The sequence below is a fragment of the Streptomyces sp. NPDC059002 genome (genome assembly GCF_042740435.1).
GTDB lineage: Bacteria > Actinomycetota > Actinomycetes > Streptomycetales > Streptomycetaceae > Streptomyces.
The window spans coordinates 60713-78980 of sequence record NZ_JBHYJI010000045.1 but is presented as its reverse complement, the minus strand read 5'-3'; the positions used below and the strand labels follow the sequence as shown (position 1 = coordinate 78980).

General features: G+C 71.8%; 16 protein-coding genes, 3 tRNA genes and 1 pseudogene. 12 read left to right on the top strand and 8 right to left on the bottom strand.

Going from position 1 to position 18268, the window contains the following annotated elements:
- The 5 genes and pseudogenes from ACFWZ2_RS31395 to ACFWZ2_RS31375 all read left to right on the top strand — a co-directional run.
- Positions 1 to 800 (top strand): annotated as a pseudogene (locus tag ACFWZ2_RS31395) (DNA polymerase III subunit gamma and tau); the annotation flags it as partial.
- A 121-nt stretch (positions 801 to 921) separates the two neighbouring features.
- A complete protein-coding gene (gene purD / locus ACFWZ2_RS31390) occupies positions 922 to 2205 on the top strand; it encodes a phosphoribosylamine--glycine ligase (protein ID WP_384551393.1) in 1284 nt (427 codons plus the stop codon).
- Positions 2206 to 2519: 314 nt separating this feature from the next.
- Positions 2520 to 4373 (top strand): hypothetical protein, encoded by a 1854-nt coding sequence (locus tag ACFWZ2_RS31385; protein ID WP_384551396.1) that lies wholly within the window; start codon positions 2520 to 2522, stop codon positions 4371 to 4373.
- A gap of 258 nt (positions 4374 to 4631) precedes the next feature.
- Complete coding sequence (locus ACFWZ2_RS31380) at positions 4632 to 6110, top strand: N,N-dimethylformamidase beta subunit family domain-containing protein (RefSeq protein ID WP_384551392.1); 1479 nt, start codon at positions 4632 to 4634, stop codon at positions 6108 to 6110.
- Positions 6111 to 6207: 97 nt separating this feature from the next.
- Entirely contained in the window at positions 6208 to 7104 is an 897-nt protein-coding gene (locus ACFWZ2_RS31375) for a phosphoribosylaminoimidazolesuccinocarboxamide synthase (protein ID WP_384551390.1), read from the top strand.
- A 47-nt stretch (positions 7105 to 7151) separates the two neighbouring features.
- Here the strand turns inward: ACFWZ2_RS31375 and ACFWZ2_RS31370 are convergent.
- The 8 genes from ACFWZ2_RS31370 to ACFWZ2_RS31335 form a co-directional block, all read right to left on the bottom strand.
- Positions 7152 to 7227: transfer RNA gene (locus tag ACFWZ2_RS31370), tRNA-Gly, on the bottom strand.
- 23 nt (positions 7228 to 7250) lie between these two features.
- Complete coding sequence (locus ACFWZ2_RS31365; protein WP_055568384.1) at positions 7251 to 7859, bottom strand: response regulator transcription factor; 609 nt, start codon at positions 7857 to 7859, stop codon at positions 7251 to 7253.
- On the bottom strand, positions 7856 to 9136 hold the full coding sequence (locus ACFWZ2_RS31360) for a sensor histidine kinase (protein WP_384551388.1): 1281 nt from the start codon (positions 9134 to 9136) through the stop codon (positions 7856 to 7858). Before ACFWZ2_RS31360 ends, ACFWZ2_RS31365 begins: the two co-directional genes overlap by 4 nt.
- A 13-nt stretch (positions 9137 to 9149) precedes the next feature.
- On the bottom strand, positions 9150 to 9929 hold the full coding sequence (locus tag ACFWZ2_RS31355) for an ABC transporter permease (protein WP_384551386.1): 780 nt from the start codon (positions 9927 to 9929) through the stop codon (positions 9150 to 9152).
- Positions 9926 to 10897, bottom strand: a complete 972-nt coding sequence (locus ACFWZ2_RS31350) for an ABC transporter ATP-binding protein (protein WP_384551384.1) — start codon at positions 10895 to 10897, stop codon at positions 9926 to 9928. Before ACFWZ2_RS31350 ends, ACFWZ2_RS31355 begins: the two co-directional genes overlap by 4 nt.
- Before the next feature lie 142 nt (positions 10898 to 11039).
- A tRNA-Gly gene (locus ACFWZ2_RS31345) sits at positions 11040 to 11115 on the bottom strand.
- 79 nt (positions 11116 to 11194) lie between these two features.
- A tRNA-Gly gene (locus tag ACFWZ2_RS31340) sits at positions 11195 to 11266 on the bottom strand.
- 124 nt (positions 11267 to 11390) lie between these two features.
- Positions 11391 to 11708 (bottom strand): Lsr2 family protein, encoded by a 318-nt coding sequence (locus ACFWZ2_RS31335; protein ID WP_384551383.1) that lies wholly within the window; start codon positions 11706 to 11708, stop codon positions 11391 to 11393.
- Positions 11709 to 12062: 354 nt separating this feature from the next.
- On the opposite strand from ACFWZ2_RS31335, the gene purS reads away from it, so the two are divergent.
- The 7 genes from purS to ACFWZ2_RS31300 all read left to right on the top strand — a co-directional run bounded on the left by purS (position 12063) and on the right by ACFWZ2_RS31300 (position 18260).
- Complete coding sequence (purS, locus tag ACFWZ2_RS31330; RefSeq protein ID WP_384551381.1) at positions 12063 to 12344, top strand: phosphoribosylformylglycinamidine synthase subunit PurS; 282 nt, start codon at positions 12063 to 12065, stop codon at positions 12342 to 12344.
- Positions 12341 to 13030, top strand: coding sequence for a phosphoribosylformylglycinamidine synthase subunit PurQ (purQ, locus tag ACFWZ2_RS31325; protein ID WP_384551379.1), 690 nt, complete (start codon positions 12341 to 12343; stop codon positions 13028 to 13030). Before purS ends, purQ begins: the two co-directional genes overlap by 4 nt.
- Positions 13030 to 15279 carry a phosphoribosylformylglycinamidine synthase subunit PurL gene (purL, locus tag ACFWZ2_RS31320; protein ID WP_384551377.1) on the top strand — a complete coding sequence of 750 codons (2250 nt, stop codon included), beginning with the start codon at positions 13030 to 13032 and terminating at the stop codon, positions 15277 to 15279. The genes purQ and purL overlap by 1 nt, the downstream gene beginning before the upstream one ends.
- A 105-nt stretch (positions 15280 to 15384) precedes the next feature.
- Complete coding sequence (locus ACFWZ2_RS31315) at positions 15385 to 15891, top strand: ArsR/SmtB family transcription factor (protein WP_384551375.1); 507 nt, start codon at positions 15385 to 15387, stop codon at positions 15889 to 15891.
- 50 nt (positions 15892 to 15941) lie between these two features.
- Entirely contained in the window at positions 15942 to 16775 is an 834-nt protein-coding gene (locus tag ACFWZ2_RS31310) for a M23 family metallopeptidase (protein ID WP_384551374.1), read from the top strand.
- Between the two features lie 35 nt (positions 16776 to 16810).
- On the top strand, positions 16811 to 17449 hold the full coding sequence (locus ACFWZ2_RS31305) for a TetR/AcrR family transcriptional regulator (protein WP_384551372.1): 639 nt from the start codon (positions 16811 to 16813) through the stop codon (positions 17447 to 17449).
- A 10-nt stretch (positions 17450 to 17459) separates the two neighbouring features.
- Complete coding sequence (locus tag ACFWZ2_RS31300; protein ID WP_384551371.1) at positions 17460 to 18260, top strand: sterol carrier family protein; 801 nt, start codon at positions 17460 to 17462, stop codon at positions 18258 to 18260.
- Positions 18261 to 18268 lie beyond the last annotated feature (8 nt).

Below are 18268 nucleotides of genomic sequence, written 5' to 3'. Positions count from 1 at the left end.
CCGCCGCTCCGTCCGCCGAGGGGCGCCCCGGAGGCTGGCCCACCGCCTCGGCGCCGGGCAGCGGCCCCGCGGCCGCACCCGCTCCCGCCGCGGCTCCGGAGACGCCGCGTCCGGGCGGCTGGCCCACCGCCGCGTCCGCCGGGTCCGGCGCCCCGGCCCCGCAGTCCGCGCCCCAGCCCGCCGCACCGGCCCACCAGGCCCCCGCGGCCCAGGCCCCCGCCCCCATGGCGGCGGCCCCCGCGGGCGGGCCCGACCCGCGCACCCTGTGGCCGAACATCCTGGAGGCGGTGAAGAACCGCCGCCGCTTCACCTGGATCCTGCTCAGCCAGAACGCCCAGGTGACGGGCTTCGACGGGACGACCCTCCAGATCGGTTTCGTGAACGCGGGAGCGCGCGACAACTTCGCGAGCAGCGGCAGCGAGGACGTCCTGCGACAGGCGCTGTCCGAGCTGTTCGGCGTGCAGTGGAAGGTCGAGGCGATCGTCGACCCGTCGGGCGGCTCCGCACCGCCGCCCGCCGCGGGCAACTTCGGCGGCGCCCCGGTGGCCCAGCGCCCCGCCGCCCCGCAGCAGCCGACCCCGCCCCCGGCCGCCCCGGCGCCCCAGGCCCCGCCCCCGTCGGCCCCTGCCCCGGCCCAGGACCCGGCCCCCCGCTCGGCGCCCGCTCCGGAGCATGTGTCCCCCGAGGACGACATCCCCGAGGACGACGACCCGGACCTGGTCGAATCGGCCCTCTCCGGCCACGACCTGATCGTCAGGGAACTGGGCGCGACGGTGATCGACGAGTACCCGAACGAATAGGGAATCCGCCGCGAAGCGGCGGCCCGGCCGAGAACGCACCCGCAGCTGGAGGAACGCACAACAGGCTCCGGAGCCAGAGCCCGTACAAAGTGACACCGGGACCCCGGCTAGGCTGACCACCGTGAAGGTCCTCGTCATCGGCAGTGGTGCCCGCGAACACGCCCTGTGCCGCTCTCTGTCCCTCGACCCCGGCGTCTCCGAGCTGCACTGCGCCCCCGGCAACGCCGGCACCGCAGAGGTGGCCGAGACGCACCAGGTCGACGCCCTCGACGGCGCCGCCGTGGCCGCGCTCGCCAAGAACCTCGGCGCCGAGCTCGTCGTGGTGGGCCCGGAGGCCCCCCTCGTCGCGGGCGTCGCCGACGCCGTGCGGGCGGCGGGCATCCCCTGCTTCGGCCCCTCGAAGGAGGCCGCTCAGCTGGAGGGTTCCAAGGCGTTCGCCAAGGACGTGATGGCGGGCGCGAGCGTGCCGACCGCCCGGTCCTACGTCTGCACGACCCCGGCGGAGATCGACGAGGCGCTCGACGCCTTCGGGGCGCCGTACGTCGTCAAGGACGACGGGCTCGCCGCGGGCAAGGGAGTCGTCGTCACCGACGACATCAAGGCCGCCCGCGAGCACGCGCTCGCCTGTGAGCGCGTCGTCATCGAGGAGTTCCTCGACGGCCCCGAGGTCTCCCTCTTCGCGATCACCGACGGCGAGACCGTCGTGCCGCTGCAGCCCGCGCAGGACTTCAAGCGCGCGCTCGACGGCGACGAGGGCCCCAACACCGGTGGCATGGGCGCCTATTCGCCCCTGCCGTGGGCCGACCCGAAGCTGGTCGACGAGGTCCTGCGGACGGTCCTGCAGCCGACCGTCGACGAGCTGCGGCGGCGCGGGACGCCGTTCTCCGGACTGCTGTACGCCGGTCTGGCGATCACTGGCCGCGGCGTGCGCGTCATCGAGTTCAACGCCCGCTTCGGCGACCCCGAGACCCAGGTCGTGCTCGCCCGCCTGCAGACCCCGCTCGCCGGTGTCCTGCTCGCGTCGGCGAACGGCACGCTCGCCGATCTGCCCGCGCTGCGCTGGAGCGACGACGCCGCGGTGACCGTGGTGGTCGCCTCGCACAACTACCCCGGTCCGCCGCGCACGGGCGATCCCATCGAGGGGCTCGGCGACGTCGCGGCGCAGGATGCACCGAACGCGTACGTCCTGCACGCCGGGACGAAGCGCGACGGCGACGCGGTCGTGAGCGCGGGCGGCCGTGTGCTCTCCGTGACGGCCACCGGCGCCGGTCTCACCGAGGCCCGCGAGCGTGCGTACGCGGCGCTCTCCCGCATCCGTCTCGATGGCGCGCAGCACCGCACGGACATCGCGGCGAAGGCGGCCGCGGAGAGCGCGCAGGGCGCGGCGAAGGCGACTCAGGAGTAACTTCCAGCCATTCTCAGGCGCAGCGAAGCCCCGGATCTGACACTGGATCCGGGGCTTTTTCGGCAGTCACCTTTAGCCAAAGCCATTCCATCGAGTGACCGCTCGCCCATCCGGCTGACGGGTCACCGCACCCCAACTAGGGTGCGGCGCAAGCGTTCCGGGCGCCCAGAGCCAAACAGACCACCGGCATTGCGATGTCGGTGGCGGGTGCCACAGTGGGGGAGTGAGCAAGACCAACGCCATTGATCCGCGCCGCCGGCCCCGGCCGGCGGCCGAGGAGTAGGCAGCAGGGGGTGCCATCGGTCGTGTCAGGTATGGGTGTGGAGGTGGGCGCGCAGGCCGCGCGCTCGCGGGCTCTCGCCGTGCTGCGCCTGCGCAGCAGGGCGCTGGCCGTCGCCCTGCTGCCCGCGGCCGTCGCCGTCGTGCTCATCGCGGGCGGGGTCACGGGCCATGTCGGCGGCGGGAGTTGGGACGTCGTGCGCTGGGTCGTGACGGCCGTGGCGCTCGTCGTGCTGCTCGCCGCGGCGGCCGTCGCCCTCGTCGTGGCCCGGGCCAGGCCCGCCCTGAGCCCCACGGTCCCGATCGCCGAGGAGTCGGCCCCCGACCTGTACCGCCTGGTGCGCGACCTCGCCGACCGCCTCGACGTGCCCGCGCCCTCGGCCATAGCGCTCACCCCGGACTGCGACAGCTGGCTCGAGGACCGCACACACCCGGCGCACGGCCCGCCCGCGCGGGACCGGGACGCCACCCCCGCCGCCACCGCCGACGAGGCCCCCGACGGCGTACGGGGCGGCCGCGCACCGCACCGCGCGGCCGCCGTCGCGCCGGTCCTCGTCATCGGCTCCCCGTTCCTGTGGTGGATGCGGGTCGGGGAGCTGCGTGCGGTGCTCGCCCCCGTCGTGGCGGGCACCGGACCCTCGGCGCACCCCGACATAGCCGCGGCCCGGCGCTTCGTGCGCGGGCTCGACGCCGCCGTCGCGGTCGCCTCGTCCCCGGGCCGGGGGCCCCTCGCGCGCGTGGTGCTCGGCGGCATCGGCTGGGTCGCGCGGCTGCTCCTGCGCGGCTGCCGCGGTCATGCCGCCGAGATGGAGCGGGGCGTCGCCGCGGCCGCCGCCGAGCGCGCCCAGGCCGTGGACTACGGAGTGCGGATCGTCGCCCAGGAGCAGGTCGGCCTCGCGTACGCGGGCTGGGACCGCCTGCTCACGCGGGTCGCGCTGCCCGCCTGGCGCATGGGCCGCTGGCCCTCGCGGCTCGACGCGGGCGTGGTCTCCGCGCTCACCGAGCTGTCCCGCAGGGACCGCCTCGCCGAGGGCTTCGCCTCACGCCTCGGTGAGCGTCCCGCCTGCGATCTCCTCGAAGAGCCCGGTTCGGTCGACGAGGCGGCCTCGCTGCTCGCCGCCCGCCTCTTCCACGGCGGCCCCGCGGAGAACGGACCCGACTGGGCCCCGGTGGCCTGGCAGGAGTACCCGGACGAGGTCGTCGACCGGAAGTGGCGCATGGACGCCGCCCGGCTGCACCGCGTCCTGGACTCCCTCGGCGTCAGCCGCTCCGCCGACCCGACGGCCCCGGACCCCGAAGGGCCGACTCTCGGCCGCGTCCTTGACCACCTCACGGCGTCCGCCTCAGGCGACGGTACGGCGGGTTCCGGCCACGCCTCTGACGACTCCGAGGCCTCCGACGGCTCCGAGGCCCCCGACGCCCCGCACGCTCTTGAGCGCGCCGGATCGTTCTTCCCCGAGGAGCCGGAGGAGGACGAATCCGGCGACGAGGAGAGCCGCGGGGGCATGCTCGCCGCGGGCCTCACCGCCGAGCTCGCCCGCGAGGAAGCCGCCGCCCCGCCCCGCCCCGCCCCCACCGGACAGGGCCCGGACGAGGCGCTCTGGGACGACGGCGCGCTGCCGCTCTTCCCCCTGCAACCACCGCGCACGGGCCGCGAGTTGCTGGCCGACCACGTCACGGCGATGGTGTGCTGCGCGGCGGTGGACACCGCGGGAGCGGCCCCGGGCCTCGACTGGCTCGACGGCCCTTCCCTGCTGGTCGACGGCGAGCGTGCGGCGGATCTGGCGCCGCGCGTCCTGAGCCTCGTCGAGGACGGCGACCCCGCGCCCCTGCGGGACTGGCTGAGCCGTCTCGGCGTACGCCCGGAGAAGCCGGTGCGGCTCGTCTGAGCGATGTCTGAGCGATGCCCGGGCAGTGTCCGGGCGACGCCTGAGCGGTCCGGGTGGCGTGAACGGGGCGGGTGCTCCGGGCCGCGCCGGGACCCGCCACCCCGTACGCCACCCCACCCGGAAGCGTGCGTTCCGTTCACGTCAATCCGCGACGAACGGTGACGGAGTGCGTGCTTAATGTGATGTGCTGGGACCGGCTGCCGGACCGGACGGACCAACGGCGCCACCGTCTCGGGGGAGCGAGGGAGGGGAAGACACATGGGTTTTGAGCCGATCCGCCGCTGGGAATCGGGCGCGCTCGCGCACGCCGTGTCGGACCCTTTCGGCCAGGGCCCGCTGCCCTGGCTGCGCGGTCCCGAGCACTACTTCGACGACACCGGCAAGGTCGTCCCCTGGTACATCGACCACGCCCCGGCCCCCGGTGCGAACATCCCGGCCCCCCGCACCGGCGGCCCCCGGAACGCCGACGACGTGCACTGCCAGATCAAGGGCTTCACCTCCACCGGGGCCGCCGCCCCCGGCGAGGCCATCGACTTCCACGTCACGGTGGACCCGCCCCAGCAGTTCAGCGTCGACATCTACCGCATCGGGCACTACGGAGGCGACGGGGCGTCGAAGATCACCACGAGCCCGCGTCTCTCCGGCATCGTCCAGCCGACCCCGCTCACCGCCGACCGCACGGTCTCCTGCCACCACTGGTGGCTCTCCTGGCGCCTGCAGATCCCGAGTTACTGGAACATCGGGGCGTACGTGGCCGTGCTCACGACCGCCGACGGATACCGCTCGCACGTCCCCTTCACGGTCCGTGACGACCACCCGGCCGACCTTCTGCTGCTCCTGCCGGACATCACCTGGCAGGCGTACAACCTCTACCCGGAGGACGGCCGCACGGGCGCCAGCCTCTACCACGCGTGGGATGAGAAGGGCGGGCTCCTCGGCGAGAGCGAGGCGGCCGTCACGGTCTCCTTCGACCGGCCGTACGCGGGCGCGGGACTGCCCCTGCACGTGGGCCACGCCTACGACTTCATCCGCTGGGCCGAGCGGTACGGCTACGACCTGGCGTACGCCGACGCCCGCGACCTGCACGCGGGCCGCATCGACCCCACGCGCTACCGCGGCCTGGTCTTCCCGGGGCACGACGAGTACTGGTCGTCGAGCATGCGCCGCACCACGGAGCTGGCCCGCGAGCACGGCACGTCCCTGGTCTTCCTCTCCGCCAACACCATGTACTGGCAGGTGGAGTTGGGCCCCTCGCCGTCCGGCGTCCCGGACCGCCTCCTCACCTGCCGCAAGCGCCACGGCCCCGGCAAGCCGGCCCTCTGGCGCGAGCAGGACAAGGCGGAGCAGCAGCTGCTCGGCATCCAGTACGCGGGCCGCGTCCCCGAGCCGCAGCCCCTCGTCGTGCGCAACGCCGACCACTGGCTGTGGGAGGCGACGGGCGCGCACGAGGGCGACGAGATCGCGGGCCTGGTCGCGGGCGAGGCCGACCGCTACTTCCCGCGTACGGCGCTGCCGGAGCACCAGGGCCGCATCCTGCTCGCCCACTCCCCATACACGGACACGGAGGGCGCGACGCGGCACCAGGAGTCGTCCCTGTACCGCGCGCCGTCGGGCGCCCTGGTCTTCGCGTCGGGCACGTTCGCCTGGTCACCGGCGCTCGACCGCCCCGGCCATGTCGACACCCGCATCCAGCGGGCCACGGCCAATCTCCTGGACCGCATCTGCAAGCGGGACTGATCGCTCCGCCCACCCCGCCCCAGCCAACCCCTGGCCAGAACCACGCTCCCGATACGGGAGAATCGACAGCACTTGGCCAGAACCACGGGGAGGAACCGTGTCCGGATTCGTAGAAAAGCCCGAGCCTCTTGAGGTTCCGGGCCTGGTGCACCTCCACACCGGCAAGGTGCGCGAGCTGTACCAGAACGAGGCGGGCGAGCTCGTCATGGTCGCCAGCGACCGCATGTCCGCCTATGACTGGGTGCTGCCCTCGGAGATCCCCGACAAGGGCCGTGTCCTGACCCAGCTCTCCCTGTGGTGGTTCGACCAGCTCGCGGACCTCGTCCCGAACCATGTGATCTCCACGGACCTCCCGGCGGGCGCTCCCGCCGACTGGGCGGGCCGCACCCTGGTGTGCACGTCGCTTGAGATGGTCCCGGTCGAGTGCGTGGCCCGCGGCTACCTCACCGGCTCCGGCCTCCTCGAGTACAACGCGTCCCGCACCGTCTGCGGCCTCGCGCTCCCCGAGGGCCTGGTCGACGGCTCGGAGCTGCCCGCGCCGATCTTCACGCCCGCCGCGAAGGCCGCCGTCGGCGAGCACGACGAGAACGTGTCGTACGAGGAGGTCGCCCGCCAGGTCGGCGCCGAGACCGCCGCACAGCTGCGCCAGACGACCCTCGCCGTCTACGGCAGGGCGCTGGACATCGCGCGCGAGCGCGGCCTGATCCTCGCGGACACGAAGTTCGAGTTCGGCTTCGACGGCGAGCGCCTGATCCTCGCCGACGAGGTCCTGACCCCGGACTCCTCGCGCTTCTGGCCCGCCGACCAGTGGGAGCCGGGCCATGCCCAGCCGTCGTACGACAAGCAGTTCGTGCGGAACTGGCTGACCTCGCCCGCATCGGGCTGGGACCGCAAGAGCGAGCAGCCGCCGCCCGCGCTCCCGCAGGACGTGGTGGACGCCACCCGCGCCAAGTACATCGAGGCGTACGAGCGACTGACCGGCACCGCCTGGTAGCCGGTACACGAAGAAGGCCCCGGTCGAGATGACCGGGGCCTTTCATCTGGAGCGGACGACCAGGTTCGAACTGGCGACCTCAACCTTGGCAAGGTTGCGCTCTACCAACTGAGCTACGTCCGCACTGCGCCGAAGCGCGATGCCAACTATACCCAACCTCGCTCGCGTGCGAGACGCACTGCCGCATGACGGTTCTCGGCCCCGATCTTGGTGGCCGCCGAGGAGAGGTAATTGCGGACGGTTCCCTGGGAGAGCGCGGCGCGCTCGGCGATCTCCGCGACGGGTGCGCCGTCGGCGGCGAGTTCGAGCACCTCGGCCTCGCGGGCGGTCAGCGGCGAGTCCCCCGCGGAGATCGCGTCGGCCGCCAACTCCGGGTCCACATACCGGTTTCCCGCATGTACGGCACGGATGATCTCGGCGAGCTTCTGCGCGCTGACGGTCTTCGGCACGAAGCCGCGCACCCCCACCGCGAGGGCCCGCTTGAGATGCCCCGGTCTGCCATGACTCGTCACGATCATGGTCCGGCAGTCCGGCAGTTCATCGCGCAGGGATGTGGCCACACTCACACCGTCGGCGCCCGGCATCTGCAGATCGAGCACCGCGACATCGGGCCGGTGCGCCCGCGCCATGGCCAGCGCCTCGGGCCCGCTCGCGGCCTCGGCGACCACGACGAGATCGTCCTCGAGCGCGAGCAGCGCGGCGAGCGCTCCCCGGATCAGGTGCTCGTCGTCGGCGAGCAGCACACGAAGACTCACGCGGCGGCCTCCTCGGCCTGCGGACGTACGGGCACGGACTCCGTCGCGACGTGCCGTGACGGCGCCAGCGGCACCTCCACGACGAGCCGGAACAGGCCGTCCTCGGACGTGCAGTCCAAGGTCCCCTCCACCGCGGCCAGCCGCTCCCGGAGGCCGGTGAGCCCGGACCCCTTGCCGGGAGCCGGCGCGTCCGGCACCCCGTCGTTCTCGACGACCAACGTCGTCCGTTCCTCGGTCACCGTCAAAGCGATGCCGCACCGCCCCGCGTCGCCGTGCCGCAGCACGTTCGTCGCGGCCTCCCGCACGACCCAGCCGAGGGCGGACTGCACGGGCCCCGGCAGCCCCGCGGCCGATCCGGTCACCCGGCAGCCGATCCCGGCCGCCTCCAACACGCCCTGCGCGCCGATGAGTTCCACGCCCAGGTCGATCTCGCGGTAGCCGCGCACCACTTCCCGTACCTCCCGCTGCGACTCCTGCGCGATGCGCTGCACCTCGACCATCTGGTCCACGGCCTCCGGCCGTCCGCGCCGTGCGAGCTGCACGGCGAGTTCGCTCTTGAGGGCGATGACGGCGAGATTGCGCCCCATCACGTCGTGCAGATCCCGCCCGAACCGCAGCCGCTCCTCGGCGACCGCGAGCCGCGCCTCGACCTCGCGGGCCCGTTCGGACTCCCACATCACGGCGAGCGTCCAGGCGCCGCAGCGCGCGGAGAACAGCGTCATGATGCCGCCGAAGGCGGCCAGCGCGCCGACCCCGACGAGCGGCCCGCCGCGCGTGCCGACGGCGGCGAAGCCGGCCACGACCACGGCGACGATGAGACCGACGCGGATGAGGAAGTCCCGGATGGGCAGGGCGAAGGCGAGCGACTGGCCGTACGGCACCACCAGGTAGAGCACCGTGAAGCCGAGCATCCCGTCGGTGACGCCGTCGACCGCCTGGAGGCCGAGGGCGAGCCCCAGCGTGACGGCCATCAGCGCGGCGGCGACGGTGAGGTCGCGGCGCGGCAGGTCGGCCTTCTTCAGGTAGTGGTCGACCGACCGCCGCAGCGTGCGGTTGACGTGCACGCCCTGCACGGCACCCATCGCGATCAGCGCCCAGCCGAGGATCTGCGCGGCGGGTTCGCTGCGCAGGCTCAGACCGAGCGGCAGCGAGCCCCAGCTGAGGTAGAAGATCCAGGGCATCGCGTGCCAGACGGCCATGCTCTGCAGCTCGACCTTCTCGATCTTGCTGCGGCTGTGCCAGCCACGCTGCCAGGCCCGTACCCGGTCGAGTAGCACTCCTGGTCCCTCCTCAGTGCCGCGGTTCCCAGCGGAACCACCGTCGTACAGCAAACACCGAGAGCAGGGTCCAGGCCACCGCCGTCGCGACGGCGCCCAGGGCGTCGGCGGCGGAGAGGTGGCCCGCCCAGCCGCCGCGGATCAGCTCGATCACCGGCGAGAGCGGGAGGAGTTCGCAGACGGTCGCGAGCTTGTCGGGCATGACCTCCAGCGGCACGAAGAGCCCGGAGCCGATCATCGAGACGAAGATCAGCGGCATGCTCATGACCTGCGCGGACTCGGTGGACCTGGCGAAGCTCCCGGTGACGGCCGCCAGCGCGGCGAACATCACGAGACCGGCGACGACACCGAGCACGACGAGGTGCGGCGCGCTCGGCGCCCCGGCGTCGATGAGCACCGCGCAGCCCACGGCGAGGACGACGCACTGGACGATCGCGATCACGACGGACGGCAGCGCGGCGCCCGCCAGGATCTCGGGGTCCCGCAGCTCACCGGTGCGCAGCCGCTTGAGCACGAGTTCCTCGCGCCGTGCGACATAGACGCCGGTCAGCGCGGAGTACACGGCGAACAGCAGCGAGAAGCCGAGGGCGCTCGGCAGCACGACGCTGCCGACATCGAGCCCGGTGCCCTTCAGATCCATGTCCTTGGCGGTCTGCTGCATGCTGAGCGGGATCAGCATGGGCACGAACAGCGCCGCGAACAGCGTCCCCTTGCTCCGCCCGAGCAGGGTCATCTCCGCGCGGGCCAGCGCCCGCAGCCGCCCCGCGGGGGTCGTCACTGCCACCGTGCTCATGCCGCCATCTCCTTCTCGGCGACGCGCCCCTCGGCGCCCTCGCCCGTTCCGCCCTGTGCGTCCCGCGCGATCCGCAGGAACGCCTCCTCCAGCGTGGCCGCCCGCACGTCGAGCGAGCCCAGCTCGACCCGCGCGTCGCGGGCCCACAACAGCAGCCCCGTGGCGGCCCGTTGCAGTTCGTCCGTACGCAGCCGGATGCGGCGCCCGACCGTCTCGTGCCCGGTCACGCCGAGTTCGGCGAGGGGCGGCAGGTCGCCGACGAAGTACCCGTCGGGCAGTTCGAAGGAGATGTGCGAGGGCTGCGCGGCCACCACGTCGGCGACGCGTCCCTCGGCGGCGATCCGCCCCTCGTGCAGGATCGCGAGCCGGTCGGCGAGCCCTTCGGCCTCTTCCAGGTAGTGCGTGGTGAGCAGCACGGTCGTGCCGTTGTCGCGCAGTTCCCTGACCAACTCCCAGGTCTCGCGCCGCCCTTCCGCGTCGAGTCCGGTGGTGGGCTCGTCGAGGAAGAGCACCTCGGGCCGCCCGAGGAGCGCCATGGCCAGGTCGAGGCGCCGCTTCTCGCCGCCGGAGAGCTGCTTCACGCGGACGCCCGCGCGCCTGCCGAGCCCGACGATGTCCAGGGCCTCGGCCGTGGGCCGGGCGCCGCTGGTGCAGCCCGCCCACATCCGCGCGGTCTCGGCGACCGTCAACTCGGCGGGAAATCCGCCCTCCTGAAGCATGACGCCGATCCGCGGCCGCACCGCGCTCCGTTCGGTGTACGGGTCGTGCCCGAGCACCCGTACGCGTCCGCCGGCCGGTGCCGCGAGCCCTTCGAGGAGTTCGACGGTGGACGTCTTGCCCGCGCCGTTGGTGCCGAGCAGTGCGAACAGTTCGCCGCGTCCCACGGCGAAGGAGATCCCCCGTACCGCCTCGAAACCGCCCCCGTACACGCGCCGCAGATCGGTCACGTCGATCACTTGGTCAGTCATGGGGAAAGCCTCCCCCGGCCGGGGGCGCCGGAGCCGTGCGCGCTGTCATCGGCCCGCATGACAAATGTCAGAAGCGGCCCTGCGGCGCGGACCTGCGGAGACACGAAGAAGGCCCCGGTCGAATCGACCGGGGCCTCTCATCTGGAGCGAACGACGAGGTTCGAACTCGCGACCTCAACCTTGGCAAGGTTGCGCTCTACCAACTGAGCTACGTTCGCATTGCCTCCGACCGGCTCTCACCGATCGGCGCGGGCACCAGCCTACCGCAACCAGAAGACTGGTCCGTAGGCGATGCAGAGCGGGTGACAGGGATTGCACACTGCGCCTTCCCCCTGGAAGGGGGATGTTCTACTACTGAACTACACCCGCAAGACTCCGTGAGGCCCGGCCTTTCGGCCTCGCCCCTCGGCGTGCTCCAGACTTTAGCTGACCAGGAGGGGTGCAGCGCAAGTCGGTTGTCGCGAGGGGCCCCGGGACCGTGTGGAGCGCGAGGTCAGTTGGCCGCCTCGAAGGCCTCGTAGACCTTCTTCGGGATGCGGCCGCGCGGCGGTACGTCCATCTGGTGCGAGCGGGCCCAGGCCCGGACCGCCGAGGGGTCGGGGGTCACCGCCGTGTGCCGGAACACCTTCCCGGACTTCGACTGCTTGCGGGCCGCCTCCAGGTACGGGGCAAGTGCCGTGCGCAGTTTCTTGGCATTGGTTTGATTGAGGTCGATCTCGTACGACTTGCCGTCAAGACCGAAGGCGACCGTTTCCGCCGCTTCCCCGCCGTCGATGTCGTCAAAGAGAGTGACTACGACACGCTGCGCCACGAATATCGGTCCCTTCGTGCGGCAGCACCGCGTTGACGTGCGGTGATGCCGACTGTCCGGCTGTTTAGAGGCAAAGTATCGACTATTGCCATTTCCTTTGTACAGTGCCCGGCATTGCATTGTGAAGCCCGGCCGAATATCTCCGCGTGTCAGGGCGCAATGTCGATCCGTGATCTTTTCCTGGATTCTTGGTGAAGGTGTCCTGTTCGAAACCTGTCCGGGTGTCGGAACGTGACCGTCATCACGTAGGTTGCTACGAATCTACGCGAGTAGAAATTTTGTGCCGGTAGTCTGAAGGAACCTGCTCAGCACCATGCAAGCAGCACACGCCAGCACCACACACCGGGAGTGCCAGTGGCACGCGTCGTAGTCGACGTCATGCTCAAGCCGGAGATCCTCGACCCCCAGGGCCAGGCGGTGCAGCGTGCACTGCCGCGCCTCGGTTTCCAGGGCCTCTCCGACGTACGTCAGGGAAAGCGCTTCGAACTCGAGGTGGACGGGCCGGTCGACGACGCGGCCCTCGCCCGTATCCACGAGTTGGCGGAAACCTTCCTCGCCAACACCGTGATCGAGGACTTCGTCGTAAAGGTCGAAGACGCCGAAGGCTCCGAGAAGGTGGCGGGGGCCGCGAAGTGACTGCTCGAATTGGAGTCGTCACTTTCCCGGGAACCCTCGACGACCGCGACACCCAGCGCGCCGTCCGCGTCGCGGGCGCCGAAGCCGTGCCGCTCTGGCACAAGGACAAGGACCTCAAGCAGGTCGACGCCGTGGTGCTGCCCGGCGGTTTCTCCTACGGCGACTATCTGCGGGCCGGCGCCATCTCGCGTTTCTCCCCGGTGATGGAGTCCGTCATCGAGCAGGCGAAGGCCGGAATGCCGGTCCTCGGCATCTGCAACGGCTTCCAGGTGCTCACCGAGACGCACCTCCTGCCCGGCGCGATGCTGCGCAACAACCACCTGCACTTCATCTGCCGCGACCAGAAGCTGCGGGTGGAGACGGACAGGACCGCCTGGACCGCGGACTACACCGCGGGCCAGGAGATCTCGATCCCGCTGAAGAACATCGACGGGCAGTACACCGCCGACGAGCGGACCCTGGACATGCTGGAGGCCGAGGGCCGCGTCGCCTTCCGCTACCTGGACATGAACCCCAACGGCTCGCTCCGTGACATCGCCGGCATCACGAACGAGGCGGGCAATGTCGTCGGCCTCATGCCGCACCCCGAGCACGCCGTGGAGCCGCTGGTCGGGACCGGCCGCACCGACGGCCTCGGATTCTTCACCTCGATCCTGAAGAACCTCATGAACAGGGCCAACGCCTGATGACTCTGGACACCGTCAAGCACGCGGCCGAGACGCCCGACGTCAAGCTGCCCTGGGCCGAACTGGGCCTGAAGGAAGACGAGTACGAGCGCGTCCGCGAGATCCTGGGCCGCCGTCCCACCGGCGCCGAGCTCGCCATGTACTCCGTCATGTGGTCCGAGCACTGCTCGTACAAGAGCAGCAAGATCCACCTGAAGCAGTTCGGCGAGAAGGTCCCCGAGAACGACGCGATGCTCGTCGGCATCGGCGAGAACGCCGGTGTGGTCGACGTCGGCCAGGGCTACGCCGTCACCTTCAAGGTCGAGTCGCACAACCACCCCTCCTACGTCGAGCCCTACCAGGGCGCGGCCACCGGCGTCGGCGGCATCGTCCGCGACATCATCGCGATGGGCGCCCGCCCGGTCGCGGTCGTGGACCCGCTGCGGATGGGCGACGCCCACCACCCCGACACCAAGCGCGTGCTCCCCGGAGTCGTCGCGGGCATCGGCGGCTACGGCAACTGCCTGGGCCTGCCGAACATCGGCGGCGAGCTCGTCTTCGACGCCTGCTACCAGGGCAACCCGCTGGTCAACGCCGGTGCCATCGGCGTCATGCGGCACGAGGACATCCACCTCGCGAAGGCGTCCGGGCCCGGCAACAAGGTCATCCTGTACGGCGCCCGCACGGGCGGCGACGGCATCGGCGGCGCCTCGATCCTGGCCTCCGAGACCTTCGACGACAGCAAGCCGAGCAAGCGCCCGGCCGTGCAGGTCGGCGACCCCTTCCAGGAGAAGCTCCTCATCGAGTGCACCCTGGAGGCCTTCGCCGAGAAGCTCGTGGTCGGCATCCAGGACCTCGGCGCGGCCGGACTCTCCTGCGCCACCAGCGAGTTGGCGTCCAACGGCTCCGGCGGCATGCGTGTCGAGCTGGACGACGTGCCGCTGCGCGACTCCACGCTCACTCCCGAGGAGATCCTCATGAGTGAGTCGCAGGAGCGCATGTGCGCCGTGGTCGAGCCGGAGAAGGTCGGCCGCTTCCTGGAGATCTGCGAGAAGTGGGACGTCATCGCCACCGTCGTCGGCGAGGTGACCGACGGCGACCGCCTTGAGATCTTCTGGCACGGCGAGAAGATCGTCGACGTCGACCCGCGCACGGTCGCGCACGACGGCCCGGTCTACGAGCGTCCCTACGCCCGCCCGTCCTGGCAGGAGGCCCTCCAGGCGGACGACGCGAACAAGCTGGCCCGGCCCGCGAATTCGGCCGAGCTGCGCGAGCAGGTCCTCAAGCTGGTCGCCGCCCCGAACCAGGCCGCGAAGTCCTGGGTCACCGACCAGTACGACCGTTTCGTGCAGGGCAACACCGTGCTCGCGCAGCCCGAGGACTCCGGGATGATCCGGATCAACGAGGAGACGGGGCTCGGCGTCGCCATCGCCACCGACGGCAACGGCCGGTTCGCGAAGCTCGACCCGTACACGGGCGCGCAGCTCGCGCTCGCCGAGTCGTACCGCAACGTGGCCGCCTCCGGCGCCAAGCCGCTCGCGATCTCGGACTGCCTGAACTTCGGTTCGCCCGAGGACCCGGACGTCATGTGGCAGTTCGCCGAGGCCATCCGCGGCCTCGCGGACGGCTGCCTGGAGCTCGGCACCCCGGTCACCGGCGGCAACGTCTCGCTCTACAACCAGACGGGCGAGGCGGCGATCCACCCGACGCCGGTCGTCGCCGTCCTCGGTGTGATCGACGACGTGGCCCGGCGCACGCCGATCGCCTTCAAGGAAGAGGGCCAGCTCCTCTACCTGCTCGGCGATACGCACGAGGAGTTCGGCGGTTCGGCCTGGTCGCAGGTGGTCCACGAGCACCTCGGCGGCCTGCCGCCCAAGGTCGACCTGGCGCGCGAGAAGCTGCTCGCCGAGATCCTCATCTCGGCCTCGCGCGACGGCATGATCGACGCCGCGCACGACCTCTCGGACGGCGGTCTCGTGCAGGCCGTCACCGAGTCCTGCCTGCGCGGCGGGAAGGGTGCGCGCCTGGTCGTCCCGGACGCTCTGGACGCGTTCACCTTCCTGTTCAGCGAGTCGGCCGGGCGTGCGGTCGTCTCGGTGCCGCGCAGCGAGGAGCTGCGCTTCACCGACATGTGCGGGGCGCGGGGTCTGCCCGCCACGCGCATCGGTGTGGTCGACGGTGACGCCGTCGACGTACAGGGCGAGTTCACGCTGTCGCTGCGCGAGCTGCGTACGGCGCACGAGGAGACGATCCCGGGCCTCTTCGCCTGATCCGTCCTTCGTCGCGGCCCCCGTTCGGACCTGGTCCGGGCGGGGGCCGCGGCATGTCCCGACCCGGGCTTGCGTGCTATTACGTAATTACGTAATCTCGCGTTCGTGAATCTGGAAGAGCGCGTCGCCGAGCTGGAACGGCGCATGGCGGAGCTGGAGAGCGCGGGCCCGGCCGCGCCCCCCGTGGGCGAGGGCGACTTCTGGGCGCTCGACGCGCTGAAGGCGCGGCACCCGGTGACCGAGGACGCGGACGGCGCCGTCCTGTTCACCGGAGCGGTGCGGGTGCCGACGGGGCACCGATACGAGTGGCAGTACGGCCAGCTCGCCGAGACGGTCTTCGAGGGCGACTGGTCCGAACTCGCCGACTCCTTCGCCGCGCTGGGCAATCCCGTACGGCTCCGGCTGCTGCGGGAGATCCTCGGCGGCCTGCGCACCGCCGCCGAGCTGGCCGCGCTCGAGGACATCGGCACGACCGGCCAGATCTACCACCACCTGCGCCAACTGACCGGCGCGGGCTGGCTGCACACCACGGAGCGCGGCCGCTACCAGGTGCCCGTCGGGCGGGTGGTGCCGCTGCTCGTGGTGCTCACGGCCGCGCGTCCGGTGCCCTGACCGTTTTTCCGTACGAGTTTTCCGTACAAGTTCCGTACCAGGGGGAAGCCATGTCCGTACGTCGGCGCAAGTTCGCCGTGACGCTGCAGCGCCTGCTGCTGCTGTTTGTCGCCGTCCATCTGATCGCCGAATTCACCGTCGGCCTGCCCTATCCGTCCTGGCTGGGTCTTGTCGCCGTCGTCGGGGTGTTCGGCCTCAGCTTCGCGCTCGCCTCGTCCGCGCGCCGCGAGGCCAAGGTCTCCGAGCCCCCGGCCCCCGTCGAGATCGACCCCCCGGTCACCGGCCGCTGGTCCGCGCTGAACAGCCCCGCCGACAAGGTGCCGAGCCACGGCACGCACGGCCTCGGGCAGACCTACGCCATCGACATCACGGCCGAGCCCGATGAGGGCCCCGCCCGGCCCGCCTTCGCCTGGCTGTGGCCGATCGCCCGGCGGAGCCGCGCCTTCCCCGCGTTCGGGGCCCCGCTGCTCGCCGTCGCGGACGCGACCGTCGTCCACGCGGAGGACCGTCAGCGCGACCACCTGAGCCGCAACTCCCTCGCCGCGCTCCTCTACTTGATGGTCGTCGAGGGCTTCGTCAGGTCGCTCGGCGGCGCCCGCCGCATCGTCGGCAACCACGTCGTCCTCGACCTCGGCGAGGGGACGTACGCCGTGTACGCGCACGTCCGGCAGGGCTCCCTGCGAGTCCGCGCCGGTGACAAGGTCCTCGCGGGCCAGGTGCTCGGCCAGTGCGGGAACTCCGGCAACTCCACCGAGCCGCATGTGCACTTCCAGTTGATGGACGGGCCCGACCTGGACACGGCGCGGGGCGTGCCCTTCACCTGGCGCGGGGTCGGCGTGCCCGCGAACGGCCAGGTCTTCGAGGCGCAGCCGGTCAATATTTAAGCCGGGTCAAAACTTCATCCTGGTACAGTGCGGCCATGGCTGAACCTCTGGGGCTGCGCGAGCGCAAGAAGCGGCAGACCGCGGCGCGGATCTGGCGGGCGGCGCTCGACCTCTTCCTGGAGCGCGGCTTCGACAAGGTCTCCGTCGCGGAGATCGCCGCCGCCGCCGACGTCTCGAAGATGACCGTCTTCAACTACTTCGGCACCAAGGAGGACGTGCTCCTGCGCCCCATGGAGGACCACGTCGGAGACGCCGCCGACGCCGTGCGCCACCGCGAGCCCGGCGAGTCCGCGGTCGCCGCGATCCGCCGCCAGTTCCTGGCCAAGATCGCCGAACGCGACCCCTCCATCGGCCTCTCCGACGACCCGCGCCTGCTCCAGCTGCGCCAACTCATCGGCGACACCCCCGCGTTGGCGCGCCGCGCGATGCTCTTCCAGCTGCGCAGCATCGAGCTCCTCACCGAAGTGCTCACCGAGGAGACCGGCGACCGGCTGATGGCGGGCATCGCCGCCCACCAGCTCGTCGCCGCCCGCGACGCGGTGATCCTGGAGAACCACCGCCGCCTGGTCGCGGGCGACACCGCCGACGAGATGGCCGACGACTGCGCGGCCCTCGCCGGACGCGCCTTCGACCTGGTGGAAAAGGGTCTGCAGGGCTATCCGGCGAACGCTTAGGCTCGGCCTCATGCCACCGGCCAAGAAGCGCACGCGATCGTACGACCCCGCGAAGATCCGCACCGCCGTGCTCACGCAGTTCGGCGCCGTGCGGGAAGCGGTCGCCACCCTCACCCCCGAACAGCTCGCCCGGCCGACGCGGCTCGGCGACTGGACCGTCCACGAACTGGCCGCCCACCTCGCGATGGTGCTCGGCACCGTCCACCGCTACCTCGGCATGCCGGAACCGGCCACGCACGAAGTCCCGCTCATGGACTGGCCGTTCGCCACCGTCACCGCCGCGGCACAGGTCGACGAGGACACCCGGGCCATCGCCGAGAGCGCGGGCGCGGAGCTGGACGAGCTGTTCACGCGCACGCTCGCCGCCATCGAGGAATCGCTGCCCGCCGCGTCCGACGCGCGCCTGGTCCCGTCCCGCTTCGGCGCCATGACCCTCGCCGACTTCCTGGTCACCCGAACGGTCGAACTGACCGTGCACACCGACGACTTGAACGACGCGGTGCCGGGCCTCGACGTCCCGTACGACCGGCAGTGCGTGGCCGCGTGCACCCGGCTGCTCGCCGACGCGCTCGCGGTGAAGGCCCCGGGCGCCTCGACCGAGGTGCGCGTCCCGCCGTACGCGGTCGTGCAGTGCGTGGAGGGCCCCCGGCACACCCGCGGCACCCCGCCGAACGTCGTCGAGACCGACCCGCTCACCTGGATCCGCCTCGCGACGGGCCGTACGGACTGGAAGACCGCGCTCGACGCGGCGAAGGTCAGCGCGAGCGGCGAGCGCGCCGATCTGTCGGGGCTGCTGCCGATCATGGGATAGCGGGCGCG